27 protein-coding genes are annotated in these 21,131 nt (G+C 55.2%); 10 read left to right on the forward strand and 17 right to left on the reverse strand.

The genetic code is table 11. The features are described from left to right. The first annotated feature begins 101 nt into the window (after nt 1-101). Nucleotides 102-557: a pyridoxamine 5'-phosphate oxidase family protein gene (locus tag ARC85_RS17770; RefSeq protein ID WP_286715653.1), complete on the forward strand. Its 456-nt coding sequence runs from the start codon at nt 102-104 to the stop codon at nt 555-557. 74 nt (nt 558-631) lie between these two features. Then, nucleotides 632-1,084: an MgtC/SapB family protein gene (locus tag ARC85_RS17775; RefSeq protein WP_011786395.1), complete on the forward strand. Its 453-nt coding sequence runs from the start codon at nt 632-634 to the stop codon at nt 1,082-1,084. Nucleotides 1,085-1,103: 19 nt separating this feature from the next. On the opposite strand, the gene ARC85_RS17780 is transcribed toward ARC85_RS17775, so the two are convergent. From ARC85_RS17780 to ARC85_RS17810, 7 genes are all read right to left on the reverse strand, one after another. Then, nucleotides 1,104-2,264 carry an AI-2E family transporter gene (locus ARC85_RS17780; protein WP_023011206.1) on the reverse strand — a complete coding sequence of 387 codons (1,161 nt, stop codon included), beginning with the start codon at nt 2,262-2,264 and terminating at the stop codon, nt 1,104-1,106. A gap of 152 nt (nt 2,265-2,416) precedes the next feature. Then, nucleotides 2,417-2,578, reverse strand: a complete 162-nt coding sequence (locus tag ARC85_RS17785) for a PFL_1563 family small protein (RefSeq protein ID WP_022992820.1) — start codon at nt 2,576-2,578, stop codon at nt 2,417-2,419. Nucleotides 2,579-2,678: 100 nt separating this feature from the next. Beyond that, complete coding sequence (locus tag ARC85_RS17790; protein WP_502688020.1) at nt 2,679-3,587, reverse strand: bifunctional transcriptional activator/DNA repair enzyme AdaA; 909 nt, start codon at nt 3,585-3,587, stop codon at nt 2,679-2,681. A gap of 115 nt (nt 3,588-3,702) precedes the next feature. Then, nucleotides 3,703-4,131, reverse strand: coding sequence for a hypothetical protein (locus tag ARC85_RS17795; protein WP_023011209.1), 429 nt, complete (start codon nt 4,129-4,131; stop codon nt 3,703-3,705). Nucleotides 4,132-4,153: 22 nt separating this feature from the next. Then, complete coding sequence (locus ARC85_RS17800; protein ID WP_023008501.1) at nt 4,154-5,092, reverse strand: DUF4124 domain-containing protein; 939 nt, start codon at nt 5,090-5,092, stop codon at nt 4,154-4,156. A gap of 106 nt (nt 5,093-5,198) precedes the next feature. Further along, nucleotides 5,199-6,956, reverse strand: a complete 1,758-nt coding sequence (gene radD, locus ARC85_RS17805; RefSeq protein ID WP_023008502.1) for a DNA repair helicase RadD — start codon at nt 6,954-6,956, stop codon at nt 5,199-5,201. 62 nt (nt 6,957-7,018) lie between these two features. After that, the gene (locus tag ARC85_RS17810; RefSeq protein WP_199452410.1) at nt 7,019-7,894 is read right to left on the reverse strand and encodes a metal-dependent hydrolase; all 876 of its coding nucleotides are present in this window, start codon (nt 7,892-7,894) and stop codon (nt 7,019-7,021) included. A gap of 181 nt (nt 7,895-8,075) precedes the next feature. On the opposite strand from ARC85_RS17810, the gene ARC85_RS17815 reads away from it, so the two are divergent. Further along, nucleotides 8,076-8,354, forward strand: coding sequence for a YebG family protein (locus tag ARC85_RS17815; protein WP_022992826.1), 279 nt, complete (start codon nt 8,076-8,078; stop codon nt 8,352-8,354). 73 nt (nt 8,355-8,427) lie between these two features. Here the strand turns inward: ARC85_RS17815 and ARC85_RS17820 are convergent, their stop codons facing one another. Next, entirely contained in the window at nt 8,428-8,820 is a 393-nt protein-coding gene (locus ARC85_RS17820) for a hypothetical protein (RefSeq protein ID WP_199452411.1), read from the reverse strand. A 16-nt stretch (nt 8,821-8,836) separates the two neighbouring features. Beyond that, entirely contained in the window at nt 8,837-10,192 is a 1,356-nt protein-coding gene (locus ARC85_RS17825) for a hypothetical protein (RefSeq protein ID WP_199452412.1), read from the reverse strand. A 143-nt stretch (nt 10,193-10,335) separates the two neighbouring features. Here ARC85_RS17825 and ARC85_RS17830 point away from each other — a divergent pair, with 143 nt between their 5' ends. Beyond that, nucleotides 10,336-10,947, forward strand: coding sequence for a DUF938 domain-containing protein (locus tag ARC85_RS17830; protein WP_199452413.1), 612 nt, complete (start codon nt 10,336-10,338; stop codon nt 10,945-10,947). A 48-nt stretch (nt 10,948-10,995) separates the two neighbouring features. On the opposite strand, the gene ARC85_RS17835 is transcribed toward ARC85_RS17830, so the two are convergent. Continuing rightward, the gene (locus tag ARC85_RS17835) at nt 10,996-11,331 is read right to left on the reverse strand and encodes a thioredoxin family protein (protein WP_031209987.1); all 336 of its coding nucleotides are present in this window, start codon (nt 11,329-11,331) and stop codon (nt 10,996-10,998) included. Nucleotides 11,332-11,333: 2 nt separating this feature from the next. Further along, entirely contained in the window at nt 11,334-11,966 is a 633-nt protein-coding gene (locus ARC85_RS17840; protein WP_022992831.1) for a DUF1294 domain-containing protein, read from the reverse strand. Between the two features lie 114 nt (nt 11,967-12,080). On the opposite strand from ARC85_RS17840, the gene ARC85_RS17845 reads away from it, so the two are divergent. From ARC85_RS17845 to ARC85_RS17865, 5 genes are all read left to right on the forward strand, one after another. Then, nucleotides 12,081-12,425, forward strand: a complete 345-nt coding sequence (locus ARC85_RS17845; protein WP_023008505.1) for a PBPRA1643 family SWIM/SEC-C metal-binding motif protein — start codon at nt 12,081-12,083, stop codon at nt 12,423-12,425. A 28-nt stretch (nt 12,426-12,453) separates the two neighbouring features. Further along, nucleotides 12,454-12,888, forward strand: coding sequence for a DUF3010 family protein (locus ARC85_RS17850; RefSeq protein ID WP_023008506.1), 435 nt, complete (start codon nt 12,454-12,456; stop codon nt 12,886-12,888). A gap of 69 nt (nt 12,889-12,957) precedes the next feature. After that, nucleotides 12,958-13,281: a type II toxin-antitoxin system RelE/ParE family toxin gene (locus tag ARC85_RS17855; RefSeq protein ID WP_022992834.1), complete on the forward strand. Its 324-nt coding sequence runs from the start codon at nt 12,958-12,960 to the stop codon at nt 13,279-13,281. Beyond that, nucleotides 13,278-13,571 (forward strand): helix-turn-helix domain-containing protein, encoded by a 294-nt coding sequence (locus ARC85_RS17860; protein ID WP_022992835.1) that lies wholly within the window; start codon nt 13,278-13,280, stop codon nt 13,569-13,571. Before ARC85_RS17855 ends, ARC85_RS17860 begins: the two co-directional genes overlap by 4 nt. A gap of 64 nt (nt 13,572-13,635) precedes the next feature. Continuing rightward, on the forward strand, nt 13,636-14,193 hold the full coding sequence (locus ARC85_RS17865) for a nucleoside 2-deoxyribosyltransferase (RefSeq protein WP_199452414.1): 558 nt from the start codon (nt 13,636-13,638) through the stop codon (nt 14,191-14,193). Nucleotides 14,194-14,543: 350 nt separating this feature from the next. Here ARC85_RS17865 and ARC85_RS17870 read toward each other — a convergent pair whose 3' ends face one another. After that, nucleotides 14,544-14,978: a carboxymuconolactone decarboxylase family protein gene (locus ARC85_RS17870; RefSeq protein ID WP_199452415.1), complete on the reverse strand. Its 435-nt coding sequence runs from the start codon at nt 14,976-14,978 to the stop codon at nt 14,544-14,546. Further along, the gene (locus ARC85_RS17875; RefSeq protein ID WP_022993462.1) at nt 14,975-15,958 is read right to left on the reverse strand and encodes an aldo/keto reductase; all 984 of its coding nucleotides are present in this window, start codon (nt 15,956-15,958) and stop codon (nt 14,975-14,977) included. The genes ARC85_RS17870 and ARC85_RS17875 overlap by 4 nt, the downstream gene beginning before the upstream one ends. A gap of 46 nt (nt 15,959-16,004) precedes the next feature. Between ARC85_RS17875 and ARC85_RS17880 the strand changes: the two genes are divergently transcribed. Beyond that, nucleotides 16,005-16,946, forward strand: coding sequence for a LysR family transcriptional regulator (locus tag ARC85_RS17880; RefSeq protein WP_199452416.1), 942 nt, complete (start codon nt 16,005-16,007; stop codon nt 16,944-16,946). Between the two features lie 78 nt (nt 16,947-17,024). On the opposite strand, the gene ARC85_RS17885 is transcribed toward ARC85_RS17880, so the two are convergent. The 4 genes from ARC85_RS17885 to ARC85_RS17900 form a co-directional block, all read right to left on the reverse strand. After that, nucleotides 17,025-17,651: an ankyrin repeat domain-containing protein gene (locus ARC85_RS17885; RefSeq protein ID WP_199452417.1), complete on the reverse strand. Its 627-nt coding sequence runs from the start codon at nt 17,649-17,651 to the stop codon at nt 17,025-17,027. Nucleotides 17,652-18,070: 419 nt separating this feature from the next. After that, the gene (locus ARC85_RS17890) at nt 18,071-19,564 is read right to left on the reverse strand and encodes a type VI secretion system PAAR protein (protein WP_199452418.1); all 1,494 of its coding nucleotides are present in this window, start codon (nt 19,562-19,564) and stop codon (nt 18,071-18,073) included. A gap of 369 nt (nt 19,565-19,933) precedes the next feature. Then, nucleotides 19,934-20,263, reverse strand: coding sequence for a YMGG-like glycine zipper-containing protein (locus tag ARC85_RS17895; protein WP_199452419.1), 330 nt, complete (start codon nt 20,261-20,263; stop codon nt 19,934-19,936). Nucleotides 20,264-20,704: 441 nt separating this feature from the next. After that, nucleotides 20,705-20,971 (reverse strand): DksA/TraR family C4-type zinc finger protein, encoded by a 267-nt coding sequence (locus tag ARC85_RS17900; protein ID WP_076657156.1) that lies wholly within the window; start codon nt 20,969-20,971, stop codon nt 20,705-20,707. Nucleotides 20,972-21,131: the final 160 nt, after the last annotated feature.

A 21,131-nucleotide genomic window follows, 5' to 3' on the forward strand; every position in this document is an offset into this window, starting at 1 on the left:
CCCAAGGAGCACCGTGAGGCGGGCCACCAAAAGAGCCTCGGTGAACCGCCAGGTTGCCTATACGCTGATTTGACCGACTCAAAACCGCGCACCTGGGCTTTGTGGAGGACGGCGAGCCCCGCATCATCCCGATTACCGCCTGGCGAATGGATGACCACCTGTACGTTCACACTCTTAATGGAGGCCGGTTGTCAAAACGCCTCGGCTCGGGCCAACTCCTTTGCATCTCGTTTGCCGTCACCAATGAATGGGTTTTGACCAAGTCTGCGTACCACCACAGCGCCAACTACGAATCTCTGGTGTTGTTCGGCTGCGCACAGCTCGTGGAAGACTCTGCAGAATTCGACGCCGCATTCCGGGCCATCATCAACCAGATTGAGCCAGGACGTTGGGAGCAGGTACGGGCACCGAACCAGAAGGAGCGCCGGGCAACCGCGCTGTTCCGGATACCGATTGAGGAAGGCTCATTCAAGAGCCGGACCGGTGGCCCCAACGAAGATCCCGAGGATATGGAATTGCCAATATGGCACGGAACCGTGCCGGCAGTAACCTCATAAAAGGACGATCCCGGCCTTACCTGCTAATCTGCGTGAGCAGATACAAACAAAACTGAAAGACCAGGAGACGATCTGTGCTGGAAAGCGAAATCCCCTTAATGGACATGGTCATTCGACTGCTTATGGCGGCTGGCCTGGCACTGGTGCTTGGGCTTGAACGTGAACTACGAGGGAAGCCAGCGGGACTGCGATCGCACATGCTCGTCTCCGTGGGGGCATCCGCATTCATCATGATGGGCATGCACATTTTGCTCGCCACGGCGGAAGGCGACCCTTCCGCCCGAATTGACCCCACACGCATTGTCGAAGGCGTGATTGGCGGCATTGGCTTTCTGGGCGCCGGCAGTATCATCCAGAGCCGCGGCAATGTTCAGGGCATTACCACGGGAGCCTCCATCTGGGTATCCGGCGCCATTGGCGTAGCCTGCGGCCTTGGCACCCTGGCCCTTGCCAGCATGGTGACGGTGCTTTCATTGATTATCGTGGTCGTGCTTGGCCGATTCGAGCGAGAAGTCATCAAGGATTGAAGCTGTGGTCACACCCGAATCATTTACCCAACAACTCTCCTACCGGACGAAAGTTCACCACATAATCGCACACGGATTTTGCGATCATGAGAATGGGCGTAGCCACAATCAAGCCCACTGGCCCCCACAACCAACCCCAGAACAACAACCCGATAAAAATGGCGACGGCATTCAAACTGGAGACGTAACTCGTCAGCCACGGCATCAGCAGATTCCCCTGAATACTGGTGATGACCAGCGATGTAAGCGCAACAATCACGGCAGTATTGAGCTCGCCGAACTGCAGAAATGCGGCCACCCCAGAGCCGACCAGAACCAGGAAAGGCCCCAGATACGGCACACCACTGGCAATACCAGCCACCACGCCCCACAAAGCCGCTTGCTCAACTCCTAATAGCAGGAATGCCAGCCAGGTGAGAATGCCGACAAAAAGCGCACTGATGACCATGACAAAAAGGAACCGGCGTACCTGGTGATGCAGCTCGTTCATAATTCGTGCCGCCTTGCGCATACGCCGGAACGACGGGCCGGATATTCTAACGATCTTACGCCGGTATAGCTTGCCGACGGAAAGCAGGAAAAACACCAGTAGAAGCACAGAAAACATCTGGGAAATAAGAACTATTGTGGCCGGCGAATTGCGGATGACATAGTCACGAACGTCCATCGGCTCATCCACCACCCGTACGGGTGTCACGCCGGCCTGAACAGCCGGTTCCTCCTGGCTTTTCTCGGCGGTTTCCTCAATCTGCTTGGCGGCAATCTGGGCTTTTTCCATGATGCTTTCTTCATCCTCGGACGCAGACGCATCTTCACGCTGAAGCTCCTTGATGGCCTGGGGAATCTTGTCCAGCATGGCCATGGCTTCCTGCTTGAGTGGCACACTTGCCGCCGCCAGAATCGCTATCAGTGCGCAAAGAACCAGAGCTGCACCCAATGGACGGGGTATGTGAATCCGATCCAGTGTTGCCACCAGCGGATCCAGGGCGTAACTGATCAAAACTGCGACCACAAGTGGCAGCAGAACAGGCTGGGCCCAGTCGATAAAATACAGGGAGGCGATGCTGGTCAGCACAATCAACGACATGCTGCGGATATTGATGGCTTCAATCAGGGCCGTGGTTGAGTCCTGTTCGCCAGAACCCGACCCGACACCCGGGCTTTCCTCGTTGTGACTCATAACCGCAGCTATGCCTCATATCAGATCCATGATTCAGAAGAGTGTAGCTTGCCTGCTGCCGGCCAGTGGTTACGATATTTTATGGTGTGGTTCGACTGATATGAGTGGCACATAAACAAAAAGGCAGCCGAGGCTACCTTTTTAAAAATCTCTTAATTACTCTTCAGATTAATCTGCTTCGGGCCAGCCGAGGTCAACTGCGAACTTTTACCTTTAGCCACATACTCAACGCGCCCACCGGACTTTAAAAAGGCAGCCGTCTGCTCTTCAATCTCTGCAGACGTTAAAACAACTTTGACGACTTTCTTGCTCATGACATTTCCCCGATTGGATATCGGCCTGTTCGCCAATATCAAAGCGACAGTGTATCTGAAACAGGAAATAATTGCCGGGGGAGTGCTTCAGGGTCGTTTATTAACGCACAAGACTCCTCCGCTCAGCCTCCAACAACGCCCGCTTTCGCTCCAATCCCCATCGATAACCGCCAAGCCCGCCATCGCCTCGCAATACACGATGGCAGGGAATCAACACACCAATCCGGTTCTTGCCACAAGCGGAGGCCACAGCCCGAACTGCCCTGGGCTTGTCGATCCTCGCGGCCACCTCGCTGTAGCTCAGGACATCGCCCTCGCGGATACTCAACAGAAACTGCCAGACTTTTACCTGAAACGCGGTGCCTCGCATATCCAACGGCAAATCCGGCCGTGGGGCTCCCGCACTGATATGCTGATCCAGGGCTTCCACCCAGGCATCAAGTTCCGGGGCGTTCCGGGCTGGTGAGGCGGCCAGCTCAGCCTCAGGAAATTCCGACCTCAGTCGGCCAATCAGCGACGCTTCATCGTCACCGAATTCCACAAAGCAAACACCCCTATCCGTGGCCGCCATCATCATCAGCCCCAGCGCGGTGGTTCGGCCGGCATAGACGATGGCTTCACCCGCACCACCGGCCCGATAGGCCCTGGGCGGCATACCGATGCTACGGTTCGCTTCACCGTAGACACGACTGACCGAACCAAACCCGGAGGCGAATATCGCGTCCGTCACTTTACTCCCGTCTTTCAGGGATTGCTTGAAGCGCCGCATGCGGACGGCATCCTGATAGGCTTTTGGAGAGACACCAAACGCCGCCTTGAACTGCTTCTGTAAACGGGACGGTGACAGAGCGGCCACCTTCGCCAGGCTCGAGAGCGTGAGCGCTTCATCGGCGTGCATCTCGATGTGCTGTGCCACCCTGACCAGCCTGGCCACCCGTGCACTCTCTCCTGCCGCAGAGTCGCCGACGCCTGTCATCCAATCGCTATCCTGTTCCGGGGAGCGGGACATCTCATCACCCTTTTAATCATGGTCGTCGCGATGAGTAAAACCGACTTCGCCAATGGTTTCCATCCGATTGTTGCCGCCATTGGTTTTCGGTTCTGCCCCCTGACAACGGCAGACCCTAGCTCGAGATGGTTTGACACGCTCCCATAGCCTGCGCCTTCACGTACTCACAAAACGCCTCGACATCCGGGTTGTGGAATTCGTCCGAGATAAACTCGCTGGGAATCAGCCCTTCATCCCAGCGCGTTGTCACCAGGGTCACCTCAGGGGTGGCTTCATCGACTGAATAAATGCGGACCACTGCCGTGGTTTGATGAATGTACAGGTCCCGGAGTGGTCGACTGCAACGCAGGCTGTCCGCAGGCTGATCGGTATGGCACTGATACCCCGAGCCGCTGAAGAAATCGCGGGCAACCGACAACAGCTCCCCTGCTTCCTGCCCGGCAGACGAGGATAGATGAATGGAACGGGGCACGTCCCCGATCACGTTGGTGCAACCCGACAGCGCAAGTACTCCGGCAATCACCAATGATTTGAAAACCTTCACAACAACGCCCCCGCCTAAAATGTCAGAACGCAAACCGCACCGAGCCCTCACCCTGGGCATGCAGCCAGCGTCGCCAGTCCAGGCCCAGCATGTTGACCCCGCCGATGTAGTTGTCGTCTACCAGGTAATACGAGAGTGTGCGGTCACCTCGGTTGAAGTTATGCATCAGCCGCACCAGAAAACTGCGGCGCGTGGGCTTGGCAAGCAGGAAATAGACAAACTGGCCAGCCTGGGCACGCACGCTGCCGCTACCAGACATATCGGAGTGTCGCCACTTGTTGCTGGGCAGTTTCAGGAATTGGTCGATGCCGGTTAACCGCCCCTGCTCACGGGCTTTAGCGACAATCCATCGGTTTTCCGGGTGGCTCTCGAAATACAAGCCGGAATCATCCCGTTCCAGCATCTCCATCTGCTCGGCAAGCCCCTCGTTCAACCAGGCGGGAGCATAGGGGACGATGGTATCGACAACCGCATGACTGACCTCATGCTTGATGGTTCTGAAGGTGCGTTCCCTGTCCTCCTGAATATAAACCACGATCTGATGCTCAGATGGCATGTACAAACCGTAGGATGCAACCGCCCAGCCCCTGTCCCGTTGAATCAGGTAGTTCCGGTAACTGACCATATCCTTGAAAATCAGAATATTAACCGGCACCGTCCGGTACATATCGAAAGACAGCACGCGGTCGAAAAACTCGTAAACATGGTTCACGCCATCGACAATCTGCTGGTTTTCCTCGGCAGTCAGCTCCAGATCGACCGTTTCAATGCGGATATCAAAACGCGACCACTTCGAGGCCCTGGGCTTCACGTTAACCACTTCCTGCTTAACGCTATGGTCCTGGCGGTCGCTGAAGTGCACCTTGCCGTGCTCATCTACCCATTTGTAGATCTTGGCATGCCCTAACCCCGCTACAAGCAGGAGCAGCACGAGCACTGTGGTTCGAAGGGTTACCGACATGATCCGAGTAAACACCGCTTGAAAGCTGACGAGAGATTATGTCCGAATCATACAGGGCGATAGACCAGATGGCATCCAATGCGCCACCCGAGCATCGTTTAGCCAGTCAATACGCCTTACGATACTGCCCCTGATAATCAAAAACCCGCTCCTGCACCTGCCAGTAGTGCTTCTGCTTGCGAGCAATCACGAAATCCGGCGCGGGTAACAGTACCTGCATCTCCAGCACCTCATTTGCCCGGGCAAAGACTTTCGGAGCCTGACCATTGGCAAATCGTCGTCCAAACAGCTTGTTGAACACGGCTCGCTGGGCGGGCTTGCTGAAATCAAACGACTCCCGGAGTTCCTCCCCGTCTTCTCCGTGGTAAGTGATCCGAAGTTTTTGGCCTTCTACGGCAAGCGAAACCCCGGCGCAACGGATGACCATGGCATCCTTAAGCTTCAGGGCATCCCGCAGTTGATCATCCGGGTCGATAATGGCCTGGTGGCAGTGCCCGCAGTTGCGGGCAGCGATGTCGTTCTCAGCGCCACAATGTGGGCACTCCTTGAAGCGGAACCGGTAGTCACATTGCTGTGGCCGCCCTCGGTCATCGTCAGCAGGCTCCAGCAGGCCCTGGCACCGGCGGCCATAATGCTCAACGACACGCCCGTCGCTGTCGGTTTTGCCCCAGAAGATGTTGGCAAAACCGCAGCCCGGGCAGAACACCTGCACCGGTTCACTGTCGGGGTTGGGCTTCGGCTCCCCAACTTCCGGATGATGCAGATTGACATGATTGCCAGCGTAATCAATCACCAGGCAATCCCGTTTCCCCTCATCCAACCGCAAGCCTCGGCCGACAATCTGCTGATACAGGCTTACAGACTGAGTAGGCCGCAAGATGGCGATCAGGTCCACATGGGGGGCATCAAACCCGGTCGTCAGCACAGACACATTCACCAGGTACTTCAACTGCCGTTGTTTGAAGCGCTGGATCAGCTGGTCGCGATCTCGCAGATCAGTCGCGCCGGTCACCAGGGCGGTTTCCTGCTCGGGCAAGTACCCGGCAATTTCCTGCGCGTGCTGCACTGTCGCCGCGAAAATCATCACCCCCTGGCGCTCGGCCGCCATCTCCATCACCTGTTCGATGATGGCACGTGTCACCCGCTGATGTTTGCTCAACAATTGGTTGACGTCTTTCTCGGCGTATTCGCCAAAACGGTCCTGCGTCAGCGTGGAGAAATCGTATTGGGCCACGGCGGCGTTAACCAATTCAGGCCGGGTGAGGTAACCACGGTTGATCATGTAGCTCAGGGGCAATTCGTAGATGCAGTGCCGGAAAGGCTTGTCCTGTTCGTCATCAGAACCACGAACAAAACCCCGGTAGTGGTAACGATAGATCCATCCCATGGCCAGGCGGTAGGGAGTGGCGGTGAGCCCAAGCACCTTCAGGGAGTCATTCTGCTGCCGTAAAAGCTCAATGATCCGCTGGTACTGGCTGGTTTCCTCGCCACTCACCCGGTGGCACTCATCGATAATAACCAGCGAGTATTCATCCCGGAACTGGTCCAGATTCGCCGCCACCGACTGCACGCTGGCAAAGGTCACCTGATGGTGGTTCTCCTTGCGCTTTAGCCCGGCCGCAAAGATTCCCCCCGACAAACCATAACTCTGATACTTGGCGTGATTCTGCTCCACCAGTTCCTTCACATGAGTCAGCACCAGGATCTTTCGGCGCGCAAGGCGAGCCAGCTCGGCAATCACCAGGCTCTTACCGGCACCGGTCGGCAGCACAATGACCGCAGATTCATCCGATTTACGGAAGTGGTTCAGCGTGGCGTCGACCGCTTCCTGTTGGTAAGGCCGCAGCGTGAAAGGCGCATTCATCTTGCCGGACTTAGATCCTCAACCCAGTGAAAAGTCCGACATGGTAGCAAATGTGTTAGGCGTCACGCGGCCTTTTTCATCACCGGAGCGAGCCACTTCCGTTTGGCTTTCTCCACCAGATCACGGGCATCGTGATTCCATGGATGAAAGCCGGGGCTGTAGTACTTGAAGTAAGAGGGCAGGAGTTTGCGGAATACACCTGGCTTGCCCCACATGTAATTGAGACCGTTCGCCCAGGATTTCAGATTGAACAACTGGCCGTCCTCTTTCATCAGTTGAATCAGATGAATACCGCTGGAGACTGGAAACAGCACGCTCACCACCATCATCTCGGTCAACCGGACAAACTCGCTGCCTCCGATGGTCTTATACACGTCGAACGCCACGGCTTTATGCTCGGATTCCTCAATCGCGTGCCAGGCCCAGATGGGGGCCATACGCGGGTCCATCTCTTCCAGAGCGTCATATTTCAGGAGGAATTCCTCTGCCATCAGTGCCGTGAAATGCTCCACCGCCACCGTATGGGCCAATTGGCGCTCCGGGCTCAGCCGCTTGCGCAGCACATTCATCAGCCACATCACCTCGCGCTCAAGGCGTTTGAGGTTGATGCCGCGCGCCTGCATGTATCCGTTCAGGGCCTCGTGCTCTTTTGAGTGGTGCGCCTCCTGGCCGATGAACGCTCGCACTGCCGCCTTCAGTTCCGGGTCTGTAATCTCTTTCTGATAATGGCGCACGGAGTCGATAAAAAACCGCTCACCGGGCGGAAAACTCGCCGACAAGGCCGCCAGCAACAGCGTTTTGGCCGGATCGCTATCCCACCAGTACTTGGGCACATCTTCCGCCAGATCAAAATCCGGCTGACGGACTTCGGGAAGGGGCGCCTTGGTCTTGGGAGGCGGCGTGGGTTGAGTACCGGCTATGGTTGTTCTGGCGTTCATTTCAGGACTCCGGAGCTGATGTCTGACAATCCATCATACGGGGGCCAGGTCCGGCGCTGGAACAGCAAAAGAGGACAGGATGACGCAGCAAAATACTGTATAAATATACACTATTCGTGATAAGCTGTGATTTCATTAACGGTCTTACCAACCATCATTACCCCGGAGGCGATGGCATACCATGGGCGTAAAAGCACTCTACTATTCCGAGAGGGACGGACTGGACATGGCACTGAAAAACCCGGACAAAATGTTGTTTTCGTCCAAAGCAGAAGCCGATGCCCGGGACAAGGTTCTTGAACTGTCCGAAGAGATTACCACCTTCCTGCAACGTAAGGTCGGCGGCCTGTCTGAAGAGCTGGCAGAACAGTGCGCCCTGGCCATTGCGGAAGAAAAAGAATTGTTCACCAAGGCACTGAAAAAGCCGGAACTGCTGAACGAAACCGTCGAGGCCGAGTAACCCCCGCCCTTGGTCAGAGATGTTGAACGCCCTGGCCGTGAAGGTGGCCATGGGCGATCATGCTCGAAGACACTTAGTCAGGCTCATGATCCTGAATATCGAAGTGCCGTGATCGCACGGAACTCACCTCCACATGAATGTGGCGGCTGTTCAGGCCAAAATCGGACACCGCTTGCCTCACGGCATTCCGGATTTCAGCAAAGGCCCGGGCCTCGTCTTCCGGTAGCACCATCAGCATGACGGCGAACACGGACTCCTTGTGAACCTCGCCATCGTATTCGCCTTTGAAGGCATGGCCATCTTCAGCCCAGTAACCGGCGAGCCAGGAACTATCCAGCCCCCCCATCACCGTCGCCCCCCCAAACTTCCGGGAAAGCTGCCGAGCGATCTGCTCACTCGCCCGAGGGATCTGTCCCGGTTCTGCTGACAGAATTACAAGAAAACGAATTCTTTCACTGCCCGACATGGCAAACTCCTTTTCATCAACGCTTGGCGAGATAGATGTAGAACGAGATCAGCACAAGAATGGTCGTCGACAGCGCAATGGAACCATCCGGCTGGAGCCACTCAAACACATCCAGCACTCCGGGAATATCATCACGGTCCAGGCTCCGGGAAGCAGTCGTCAACGAAATAAACAGATCAATAACGGCAACGCCACCGATACCGACAAGAATCAATTCAACCGAACGATCAAGCTGGCTTTTTCGTGCCTCCAGCAGGCGGGAGATCTTGGAGCGAATCAAGCTCGTGCGCTCCAGGGAACCCTCAATCAGCTCGCCGAGATTCCAGGCCGCATACGCAGCTCTGACCACCTTGGCTCGCTCAGCCTGAACCCCGATGATGGCCTCATTGAATTCAAGGCGAGTGAATTCCAGATGGTCCAAGGTCTTCGTAATGTCGGCCATCAGCCGATGCAAATCTTTACTGCGGTGTCGCGAGCCCGCAAAGTCGTTAAGCTCCGAATAACTGGACTTCAGGATACCGCCGTATATCGACAACACGGCATTGTAAAGCTGGCAGACGGACAGGCCGCGCAGCCAGTTGTCCGCCTGAGCCTCGGCATCGTCCGCAACCGCCAGGATGTTGCCCGAGCCCACAAACTGTCTGGCCTCCAACAAAGCCTCCGTTGATCCGGTATACGACGCCCAAAGTCGCAGACTGTCTCCAAGCGGACCGTTCAGGGTGCTCGGAGGCGTCACCACGTATCGCCCTGTCCACAGCACATAGGTGTCTGGCGCTTCCGGCGAATCGAACGAAACATCCCGAAACACCGTAAGCTTCTTCGGATCTCGAAGGTACGAGACCGCGCCGGAGGCTTTGTATCGCCTGCTCTTGCGGAATCCGAGTGCGTACTGGTGAAACGCCGGGTATACCGCGTGCTCATAGACCCGTTTGGCCAGATTGGAAAGCGCGCCGTCCAGGCTATGCCCTCGGAGCAGATCACCAAGGCCAGATTCGCTGGTTTCAAAGGCCACATCCAGCTGGAGCAAGGCGACTGTGTCATCGTAAAGGTACAAACGACAGCACTCGATCGCACCTCCGTTGTTGACCAATAGTTGGCTGATATCAGAAGGCAAAGACACGTCACCCATCGCAACCGAGTAACATGCGAAGGGTTGGAAGAACGCTGGCAGGTTATCGTGCTCAAGCGTCCCGTAGCCATTGGCCCACGGCCATTCAAAGCTACTGAGGGTGTCGGTTTCAGCTAACAGATTGACCAATCCGCCGGCACTGGAGCCAGCCTCCGCCATCTGTTTCAGGGTATCCGCAGCGCGACGCTCGCTGTCTGCACTAATGGGCGATCGCACCGGCGACAGCGTTCGCACTTTTAGCATGTTGGATTTCCTATGGTTTATTTTCAGAGATTCGTCAGACATAAAACGTCCCGCAGTTTACCCTTGAATGCCACGCTTTGGTAAAACCAGTCATCGCCGACCACGCAACATGCTGTGTGCCACCCTGAAGAAGGAGAGCTCAAATGAACACCCCCTTGCCTTACTCCCAGGCCTGCGAAAACAACAAAGCCCCCATTCTGGAAAAACTGCGTGACGTCTTTATGGCACCAGGTACCGTCCTGGAAATAGGAACCGGCACCGGCCAGCACGCCGAGCACTTCGCTGCGGCTCTGCCACACCTGAAATGGCAGCCCACCGACCACCCCAGAGCGGCGCACCTGGCCGTTGCCCGACTGCAACAGGCCGCCTTGCCCAACGTCCTCCCAATCCTTGAGCTGGACGTAAACCAAATGCCATGGCCTGTGTCCGCCTGTCGATGGGCATTCTCAGCAAACACAGCTCACATCATGGCCTGGGAGGAAGTTGAAAAGATGTTTCAAGGTGTCGGCGCCTGCCTTCAAAAAGACGGTGCGTTCTGCCTGTACGGACCGTTCAAGCATAAGGGCGGGTACACCAGCGAGAGCAACAAGGCGTTTGATCAGTCGCTGAAATCCCAAGCACCCCACATGGGCATCCGAGATATTGAAGCCCTGTCTGAGCTGGCCGAGGCCGTTGGCCTGCAACTCCGGGACGATTTTGCAATGCCCGCCAATAATGAACTGCTGGTGTTTGTTAGGGGCATCTGCGAGCCGTAGCCAATCCGCACAGCGAGATTTGGGTCCTGCCACGAGTACAGAGAGGGCTCAGCACTCGATCAAAAGCCCATATGGCCGTTCAAGAGCTACCCGCACCTCGCCGATTGAAAACACCCTGGCGAATTCCGCAAATCGCTGCCCCTCAAACCATAACTGCACCACCGGCAGCGAGAAAATACCCTGAGCCGCACACAGCGCACCGGCTGATGCCTGGCAATCAATGTAGGCAGTAACCAGCTTCGGGAATTGTTCACTGGAAAGGCGCTCCAGTTGGGGCTTGATAGCCTGGCAGACGCCACAACTTGCCCCGCCATATAGCAGCAGCACCGCAGGGTTGGACTGCAGCAATGTTGAGAGCTCGTCGTCCGAGCAGACGTTTTGCATCATCAAAACCTTAGAAGCATAACCGGCCTGATCTCCAGGGCCTGCCTGACGAACTCGGCGCCCGGCCACAGTAACAACCAGCAAAGCACTGCGAGATTGAGGACGACATTGAACCAGAAAGACACCTGGTACGAGGTCTTTCGGGTTTTATGACGAAAGAATTGCTGGCCCACCAGTGCCCCCGGCCAACCGCACAGGAGTTCAAACAGATGCAACCGCCCCTCAGGGACACGCCTCTTGCCGCTCTCAGCTGCCCCCTTGTCGACGGCATACATCAAGAAGGTCACTACACTCATTACGCCATAGGCCGCCGGCAACAGCACTGGCACATAACCCTGAACGTACAACACAGAAACCGCCCCTGCGACTGCAGCGGCAATCAACAGAGCAAACCAAACGCCCGTGGCGACCGCTACGCTGTGTCTCGCCACGCCAGCGTACTGGAAACTGGACGCCCTCAGCCGCCCCTTCTCATCTTTTGTCTGTGCGTAGACCACCTTGCGGCTGGCCGAGGGCCTGCCCCGGCCCTGATAGGCGCTGATGTGGGCAAACAGACGCTCGCCACCTTTCTCTGGCGTGATAAAACCGAAACCCTTGGCGTCGTTCCATGAGGTGAGTAAGCCTTTTTGATTCACGTGGTGCTTCCTTGATTAGTCTTTTCCGATTTTCCCTATATCACTGTTTCCGCAAGCGTGCTAAAAGATTGCGCCCGGCCGTCGCCTGGGTATTCTCTCCTTCAGGATATCAGCATGTCAGATAAATTTTTCTATAAAGGTCGGCAAGATGCCCGCCAGCACCACACGGCTTACGGCGGCTTTCAGACAAACGCCAGCCAAAAGAGCGGCAGCAAGAAGTACCCACTAACGCTGGTGGTTACCAGTGAAGCACGCAGGAAAGAAGTTGAGGCCCAGGTGGCCGCGGCGAAGCTTCACGCAACCATCTCCGTTGATACCCGCGAAGGCGCCGTTGAATCCGTCAACGAGCTCACGGCTATCCTGAATAAAACGGGAACAGTCACCACAGCAAAATCTCCCTCCCGCAACGACGCCTGCACTTGCGGTAGCGGACTCAAATTCAAGAAATGCTGCGGCTGAGAGTAACCGGGGCATAGGGGGCATTATTATGATTGTATGCGGAGTAGAACTGACCGGCAGCGATGCGGTGGTGTGTATGCTGAATATGGACCGGGGCCAATTCAACCTGCCCGACTGCAAAGTACGCAAACTGTCGCTACCGAAAAACCACAGCCGGGACGACCTGAAAACGTTTCAGGCCACCTTTGCGGAGTTGATGGCCGAATACGGAGTGGCCACGGTCGCGATAAAAGAGCGGATGCAAAAAGGCAAGTTTGCCGGTGGCGCCATCAGCTTCAAAATGGAAGCCGCCATCCAGTTGATTGCCGACTCTGAGCTGAACGTGACCCTGGTGCCTCCGGCCCTGATCAAATCCACCCTGGCGTCCAACCCCGTGCCCATCACCTTTGCCGACACAGGCCTGAAAGTCTTCCAGGAAAATGCTTTTATTACCGCCTATGTGGCACAGCTTCAGGCTCGTTGAGGCGGCTATCAAGATAGTGTTCAAGCTCAGAGTTATCGTATATGATAACAAAAAGGCAAAGGAGCACCCATGGATTGGGAGATTGAATTCTACGACTCAGTAGGCGAAGAGTTGGCTAAGATGCCGCCAAAGATTCAGGCCAGAATGATTCGGCTGATGGAATTGATGGAGAAGCACGGGGCCAACCTTGGAGAGCCGCACACAAAGTCTTTAGGTGGTGAGCTGTTTGAAATCCGAGCAAAAGCCAAAGAAGGAATAGGTAGAGGAATCTTCTGCTACATGCAGGGCAAACGGATCATCATCCTGCACGTGTTTGTAAAAAAGGATCAAAAGATACCGAAGAAAGACCTAGAGCTCGCGAAAGAGCGTTTAAAGGAGGTCAAAAAATCATGAATTTCAAACAGTTCAGACAAAAGGCACTCGAAAATCCGGAAGTTCACCAGGAGTACGATGCCCTCCAGGAAGAATTCAGCCTGATCGACCAGTTGATCGCAATGAGGACTAAAGCAGGCCTTACTCAGGAAGACGTTGCGAAAAAGCTCGGAACCAACAAAAGCAACATCTCGAGGCTTGAGAGAGGCCGTAGCAACCCAAGCTGGGGAACGCTCAACAAATACGCAGCAGCCTGTGGCTTTCGGGTAAAACTGGAAGCAATTGAATACGACCCAGCCTCTCAGCATTGATCGCCAGTCCAATACGGTTTGGATTTGGGCAATTGCCAGGACTGAAGCAGGAAACGACTTCGCCATGACAAAACCCAAACGCATCTACCTGGCCGGCCCGGAGGTGTTTTTCCCACACGAAGAACACAACACTATCGTCGCCGAGAAAAAGCGCCTGCTGCGCGAAGCCGGCTATGAAGGCATAGACCCACTGGACACCGCCCTGACGTTTTCCGACGAGGAAGCGAAACCGGCGCGCGGCCACCGGATCTACCAGGCCAACCGCGAACTGATGGACAGTTGCGACGCCGTCATTGCCAACCTCACCCCCTTCCGAGGCATCAGTGCGGACCCGGGCACGGTGTTCGAAGTCGGCTACATTATCGGCCAGGGCAAAGCTGCATTCGGATTCACAATGGACCGCAGGCACTACCGTGAACGCGCGGGCGCAGCCGATCGGGATGAACTGGGCCACAGCATTGAAGACTTCGAGATGAGCGACAACCTGATGATTGAATGTGGCCTCCAGGAGTCCGGTGGCCAGCTACTCGTGGCAGAACAGCCCGGCGAACACCGGTTTTTCTCGGCTGAACTGTTCCGCCGTTGTGTTCAGGCGCTGATAGACTACTCCAACTCCAGGTAATACTCACTCGCTACCGCCAAGTTCTGCCTGAGTAATCTGATATATTTCCGGACTCTAGGCTTCCCAAAACGCTGCAAGCTCAACCACCTTAAAGCCGTGGCAGTCCCTCTCCGGCATATCACTGGGCAAGTTCGGGGCCGCCCCCTGCTCCAGCAAGGCGCGATAGAGCTGTTCCGCTCCTTGTGCGGTCGAAGTAAGCGCAGCCGGTAGAATATCTATTGTCGATAGCCTAGACCGGGTTGTTCCCAATATCGGAGAGCAATCCAATCGGTGCCAATTCCGCAGTGACAATTGTGAAGCTACCAATACCAAGTGCGGTCACGGCAACCCAATCACGCCAGGTTGTGGTTCTAGCGTACATTTTTCTCACCTCCCTGCGTTGCGCCATGAGACTGTGTGCCCAACCGGTCTTCCTTGAAGGCCAATTTTGCCGCTGTAATGGCATTCATTGCGGCAGGAATTCCCGCATATACAGCAACTTGGAGGACAATCTCGACAATTTCCTCTTGCGTCACTCCAATATGCAGCGCTGCGCGCATATGAAACTCCAATTGGCCTGGTGCCGTGCCTACGGCAGACAACATGGCGACAGTGAGCATCTCTCGTGTTCTAAGTGATAACCCCTCACGCGCCACTACATCAGCAAAGGAAAACCCGAGAAGTATTTCTACAGCCTCGCTGTGAAACTCATCAAGGCTTGCGGCAACCTTTCCCGGCGCGGCCGGGTCGAGTGATTCGAGTAGATTTAAAGCTTGAGTGCGGCGATCAGAGCCTGGAGAACTCATACATTCACCCCCTTCATGCCTTCCTCGCTGTAACGCTCACCCACTACTGGCAGTGACTCAGTGGCGGTTTCGAGCTCCCGCTGCTCCGCTACGGTAAGACTGACATCTGCTGCTGCGACATTCTCTTCTAGGTAGCGCAACTGCTTGGTACCAGGGATTGGAACGATATCGTCCCCTTGGGCTAACAGCCACGCCAATGAGAGCTGAGCTGGCGTGCACCCTTTAAGCTTGGCTTTTTCAGCTATAACATCGGCAATTCGGCGGTTCGCGCCGATTGCTCTTTCCGCAAACCGTGGGAGGTGAGCACGAAAGTCGTTATGATCGAACTCTCCAGGGTCTTGAAATCGCCCTGTCAGAAAACCTCGGCCCAGGGGGGAGTATGGAACAAAACCAATACCCAACTCACGGCATGTCGGCAGAACATCGCGCTCTACCTCTCGAGCCCAAAGTGAATACTCAGTCTGAATAGCGGTAATCGGGTGCACCGCATGAGCCCTTCGTAAGGTTTCAGCGCTCACTTCACAAAGACCAATACGGGCGATTTTCCCTGATTGAATGAGCTTCTCAAGCCCGCCAATCGTCTCCTCTATTGGCTCCTCCGGATTGACGCGATGCACGTAATACAGATCGATTTGCTCAATTCCTAACCTACGAAGAGAGGCTTCGCATGCCCTGCGCGCATAGTCGGAACCGTTCTTCAAGCTCCGCTTATATTCGCCAGGATTACGCACAATGCCGAACTTAGTCGCGACGTGAACAGGCGCCTTACTACCGGCTAGAAATCGACCGATAAGCTCCTCATTGTGGTGCGGCCCATACATGTCGGCGGTGTCGAAAAAGTCAACGCCGAGCTCCACCGCCCTTTCCATTACACGCAACGACTCACTGTCATCACGGGGCCCATAGAACTCGCTCATCCCCATGCACCCTAATCCGATCGATGAAACGGAGAAGCCTGTTCCAAGCACTCGTTTTTCCATGTCTGACTCCTTGATGTCTAGAACTAAATCGTGACAGACTCGAAAAATGGAAAATACAAACAAATTTGGCAAAAGGATTTCCATTATCGGAAACGAGATGCCGAGGGGCATGGTTTGGGATGACACCCGCGCCTTTCTGGCAGTGGCCCGTTGCGGCACGCTAAGCGCCGCAGCCCAGAACTTGAATGTAGGCATTGCGACACTTTCACGTCGCATCGAGCGGCTTGAGTCGGCACTAAAACTTCCGCTTTTCGTACGTCAGCAATCGGGATACGAGTTAACTGAGGACGGTGCTGAGTTGATAGAAAAGGCCGAAGCCTTGGAGGCTGCAGCGCACGCGTTTGCCGTAGGCGCAGACACCCAAGCGCAGATGAGTGGCCACGTGCGTCTGGCTACAGCGGAAAATGTCGCCACCGAACTCATACTGCCGGAACTCCCGGCATTTCGAGCCCAATACCCCGATCTGTTGGTTGAGCTGGTTACAGACATATCAACCGCCAACCTGCATCGACGCGATGCGGATTTAGCATTGCGAATGGTGCGGCCAGAAAGGGGCAACGTCACACTTCGTGCTCTTGGCACCTTGGGGTATGGACTCTACTGCAGCACGTCCTATGAGCTAAGACGTGAGAGCAACCCGGACCTAGGTTACTACGATACGGATGATTTCATTACCTGGGGGGAAATGTACTCACATTTGCCTGCCGCTCAGTGGATAGAGCGGATCTTGCGTGGAAGAAGACCCGCCCTGACAACCACTTCACTAGCCACCCAGGTGGCCGCAGCAAAGGCAGGGCTTGGGCTCGCACTGTTGCCACATTTCATCGCTCGGAACTCAGGACTCGTTTGTGTCGACACCGATCTTGGAGTCGATCAGCCTATCTATCTCGTCATACAAACCGACTTGGCAAAGTCTAGACGAATCAGGGCCCTGGCAGACTTTCTAATAGACGTGGTGGCCAGAAACAGTGAGCGCTTGGGCGGGTAACGTATGCCTCCATTTCTTCTAGCTACACGCAGATCTATTTCAGCGCTGCGCTGATCGTCGACTCGCATTCAAAGTAGCTCACTCGCTGCCGCCAAGTACTACCCGAATAACCTGATACATTTCCGGATTCCGGGCCTCCAAAAACACCGCAAACTCAAACGCATTGAAGCCATGGTAGTCCTTCTCCTGCATATCAATTGGCAGGTTCGGGTCCGCCCCCAGCTCCAGCAAGGCGTGAAGGTAGTCCACATTGGCATAGAGTACGGCCTCATGCACCGGCGTCAGCCCGTTGTAATAGCCATTCACCGGCTCTCCCCGTGCCGCAAAATGCCGAAGCAACCCATAGCCTCGGCGCGTCATGATCGAGTCAGGTTCGTGCGTATCCAGCGTAGTGCCCACAAAATTAACCAGAGGCTGAGAACAACCGTCCATCGCGGTCATCGCTTTACCACAGCGCTCATAAGGCCAATCGAAATTTGTCAGAAGCCAGTAGGCAACGGCAGGCCGGATCGCCAGGCTGTTGAAATCCGAAGGGCTCCAGGGCACTTCTTCGGGATCAAGAATCGCTATGACGGATAACCCCCAGGCATCGGAGCCAAACGCCCAGGTGCGATAAAACATCGGATATAACGTCAGGGCAATCACCAAGGCCCCTCCGCAAAGCGTCAGTGCCTTTTTGTGACTCAGGAAATATTTAATCAGCACGCTATTCATCCTTGAGGAAGTCAACAATGCCGACAGATGCTCCTCACAAGAGCAAGCCGACAATTAACAACACTGCAACGCAACCATACAAAAGCAACGGAGGCACTACCGCCCACAGGGTCATTCGCAAAGGCAATTGTGTGGATACATCACCAATTTTCGCCGCTGAGCGATTAAGCCGGCTTGATGGTACTGACCGAAGAACAAGAAACGTAAATACATAGCCGCTTCTCATTAATCGGCCCAGAGGGTCGTTGCCCCAGATTTTCCGGTGTTCCAGTGCAGAGGTTCCAGGGCGAGAAATTCTTTCCTCGATTGTCGACACTCGAGAGAAGGCCAACGTTAGCATGATGCATAGTGAAACCAATCCCAAAACAAGCGCTCCAGCCCCGATGAATGCAGCTGTTATCTGGAGCGTGTCATTCATCTATCGTTACCTCGTAAATTACTTCACCAACATCTTCACCGATGCCTCCAACTACTGCCCCGCCGGCGAAACCGCCAACACCCGCCATTATGATTCCGCATGCGATACCACCTGGGCCTGCTGTCGCAAGCCCTATGGCCCCACAAACTAATGGTCCAGCAAATGCACCCGCGCTGCCACCAATGGCAGAACCAGATAGTCGACCACCTTCGACGTACTTAACGCGCCTGCATTCAGACGCTTGTCCTGCTGTGCACGCCGCATGAATTTTCATTCCCGAAGCAGCAACATCGAGCCCAATCGAGAGATAGCCAACACCCTTTGCATACTTGGCGCCCGCCGCAACCCGCTCAAAATTGGTGGCGTATCCGGGTATGTCACCCACCCCAGCCTTATTCCAGTGATTAACAATACTTTTCGACGACAACCCCAGCGCTCGTTTCAGCTTGGCATCGTCATCCAGCGACATTCCCCGGCGGGCAATGCTTCCCAAAGCAAAATCCAGTTCCTTGAAAAGCGCCCGCCGTTTCTCGAAGAACTCCGAATGGTTTAGATGGCCGTGTTTGCGGTAACTCTCCTGATGAAGACGCTCAATGTTCCTCAACGTCTTCTCAATACTGCTGATCTGCTTCGACACCATCACGGCGCCTGCACCCAGCCCCGCCGAACCCGTTGAGGTAATGGCTTCCAACAAGTCATAATACTTAACGAGGAACTCCGCCTCGTCCTGCTTCAGCGACCTCACCTGAGCATTTACGCTAGCAGCCACCTCCATCAATTCGGCTTCTTTCTGGGTGCATTCCGTGCTCTCAGGGTCGCCCAATACAATCATCTCACCGGGCAACACCTGTGCGCCAAGATCCGGATTCAACCAGTCAAAGCTATTTGGTTTTGCCGAGGCATCGCCGTACAGAGCGCTCAACAATTCTGTTTTGCTCATGGGTGCCTGAACGACATGGAAGCCCGGCTCTATCTCGGGCTCTGGCTGACCATTAGTTGGAGTTGAAGTCACACCTGGCCCAGTCATACTGGATGCTACCGGCCCACCTGCCACAGGATTACTCGCACCACTCCCGGAACCATTGGTCCTTGGTGATGCAGGAATAGCGCTGCCAGAGTGAGTAGCAGGAGGTGCCGCCCGTGAAGCGATCTTTGACGGCGCGGGTGAGATCCCTGAAAACGGCGCAGGCGAATGGCTATCACCAATCACAACGCTACCAGTGCCGATCGTGACACCACCACAAGAGATTGCACTGCCAGTCACAGCGGCTGGAATGCCATTAATCAGTACCGTTGCAGAACCCGCAGCAATAGCACGAGGATGAGGAGGGTGCTTTGGTTTGGAGTGTGGCGAGAGAGGGTCGCCAACGCGGGCGACGGGCTTGCCATCAATCAACACATCGGGTGAGCCGGCAATCACCGGAGTGGGAGGGAATCCTTGGTGGTCTGTTCCCAAGTCACCCAACAGCACAACTTTCTTGCTCATTCCTGAATCCTTCTATCCTTGAAGATTTACGCAGACTTCCCTGGGCCGCCGTCAATGGCAACCAACCAAGACATGGTAAACAAAGCCGAATGATTTCCCAAGCATAGCCGGGCGCTCAATAACCATAACGTGATATCAATACGCCGAGGGGGCCAAGGATTGTCGTCGGTAGCAGCTTAAGGATTAACCGGTTTTACCACTAACTTTACTCACAAAAGCTGTGGATAACTGTGTTGGAAACCTCGGATTAAACACTCTCAAGCCCCGTGTCGCGGGGGCTCGGGAAACTTGATGCAAAAATGGACGATGCGCAGTTAGGCACACTGCCCCAGCGCAGACGCGTTACATTTCGTCAGCAACACAAGTGTCTCAGCAGTTACCCTTTTTCGCCTGGCCCGGTGGGCAGAAATGGCCGCGAGACTTCCGGTAAGACCCACGATCATCGTCATACCGACGGCGATCATAATCATAATCGCGATCGTGTTCCCTTTGGTCCCGGGTAGTCACGGCCGTTCCCGCTGCCGCACCGACAGCACCGCCAAGAATCGCTCCGTCTCTGCCACCCACCTCGTTGCCGATGGCGGCCCCCAGTGCGCCGCCAATACCTCCACCCAGCGCGGCTTCGGCGGTATCACCCGCAACGGCACCCAACGAGGTGGCACTCAGAGACAGAAAAACGAGCAGTGATTTCATATTCATGATGTAAATCCCATGGTTCAGGTGGTCTGACTTGTCCTGTATCGCGGGTGGGAGACCCTGTTCTCATCGCCCCACCAGGCACCTGTCAGTTTTGAACCATTCGAGAATAACAGAGTCACACGAGAAGCCACCCCTTACATTTTATTTATACTTCAACAGGTTACAAATCCTTAACAGCTGGCTTCCGGGTTCAGATGCACGATCAGCGGCTAGACTGGGCAGACCGGAGGCGGCAACGTCGGCCTGATTCCTGAACAGCTTTATCACGAACTTTACTCACAAAAGCTGTGGATAACTGTGTTGGAAACCTAGGGTTAACCAGGCGACAACCTTGCGCCACGGGGGCTCAGGAAAGTTGATGCAAAAACCGACGATAGCAATGAATCTGCCATAAACAGGGCGCCGAAACTCAATAGGAAACGATAGACCCCATCATCGTACTCACCTCAACTGGCTATCCTTACTGCCCCGCCGATTAAAACCGCGTGATGTCGATTGCTGCTTCTCAAGCGCAGACTGGCAGGCAATACAAAGCCGAACACCCGGAATTGCCTTACGGCGAGCTTCGGGAATCGCCCGGCCACACTCGTCACAATAGAGCGCACTCTCACCGCTACCAAGCTGACTCCGTGCCCTTTGCACTTCATCTTCAATACTCGCATCTATCTGATCCTGAACAGCGCCGTCCCGTGACCATCCACCAGCCATAGCGTTCTCCGATCATCAATTGAATTGATTCAGCCTAGGAGTCTGCGCGGCAGAAGCTACATTCTGGCACAATAGATCAAAATTCTTCAGCAACAGGATGACTGATGGGAACCACTTTCCGCCCGTATTCGCCTGGCCAGGAACTGCTTCTTCCCCCGAG

The sequence above is a fragment of the Marinobacter sp. tcs-11 genome (assembly GCF_002049515.1).
Classification (GTDB): domain Bacteria; phylum Pseudomonadota; class Gammaproteobacteria; order Pseudomonadales; family Oleiphilaceae; genus Marinobacter; species Marinobacter nauticus.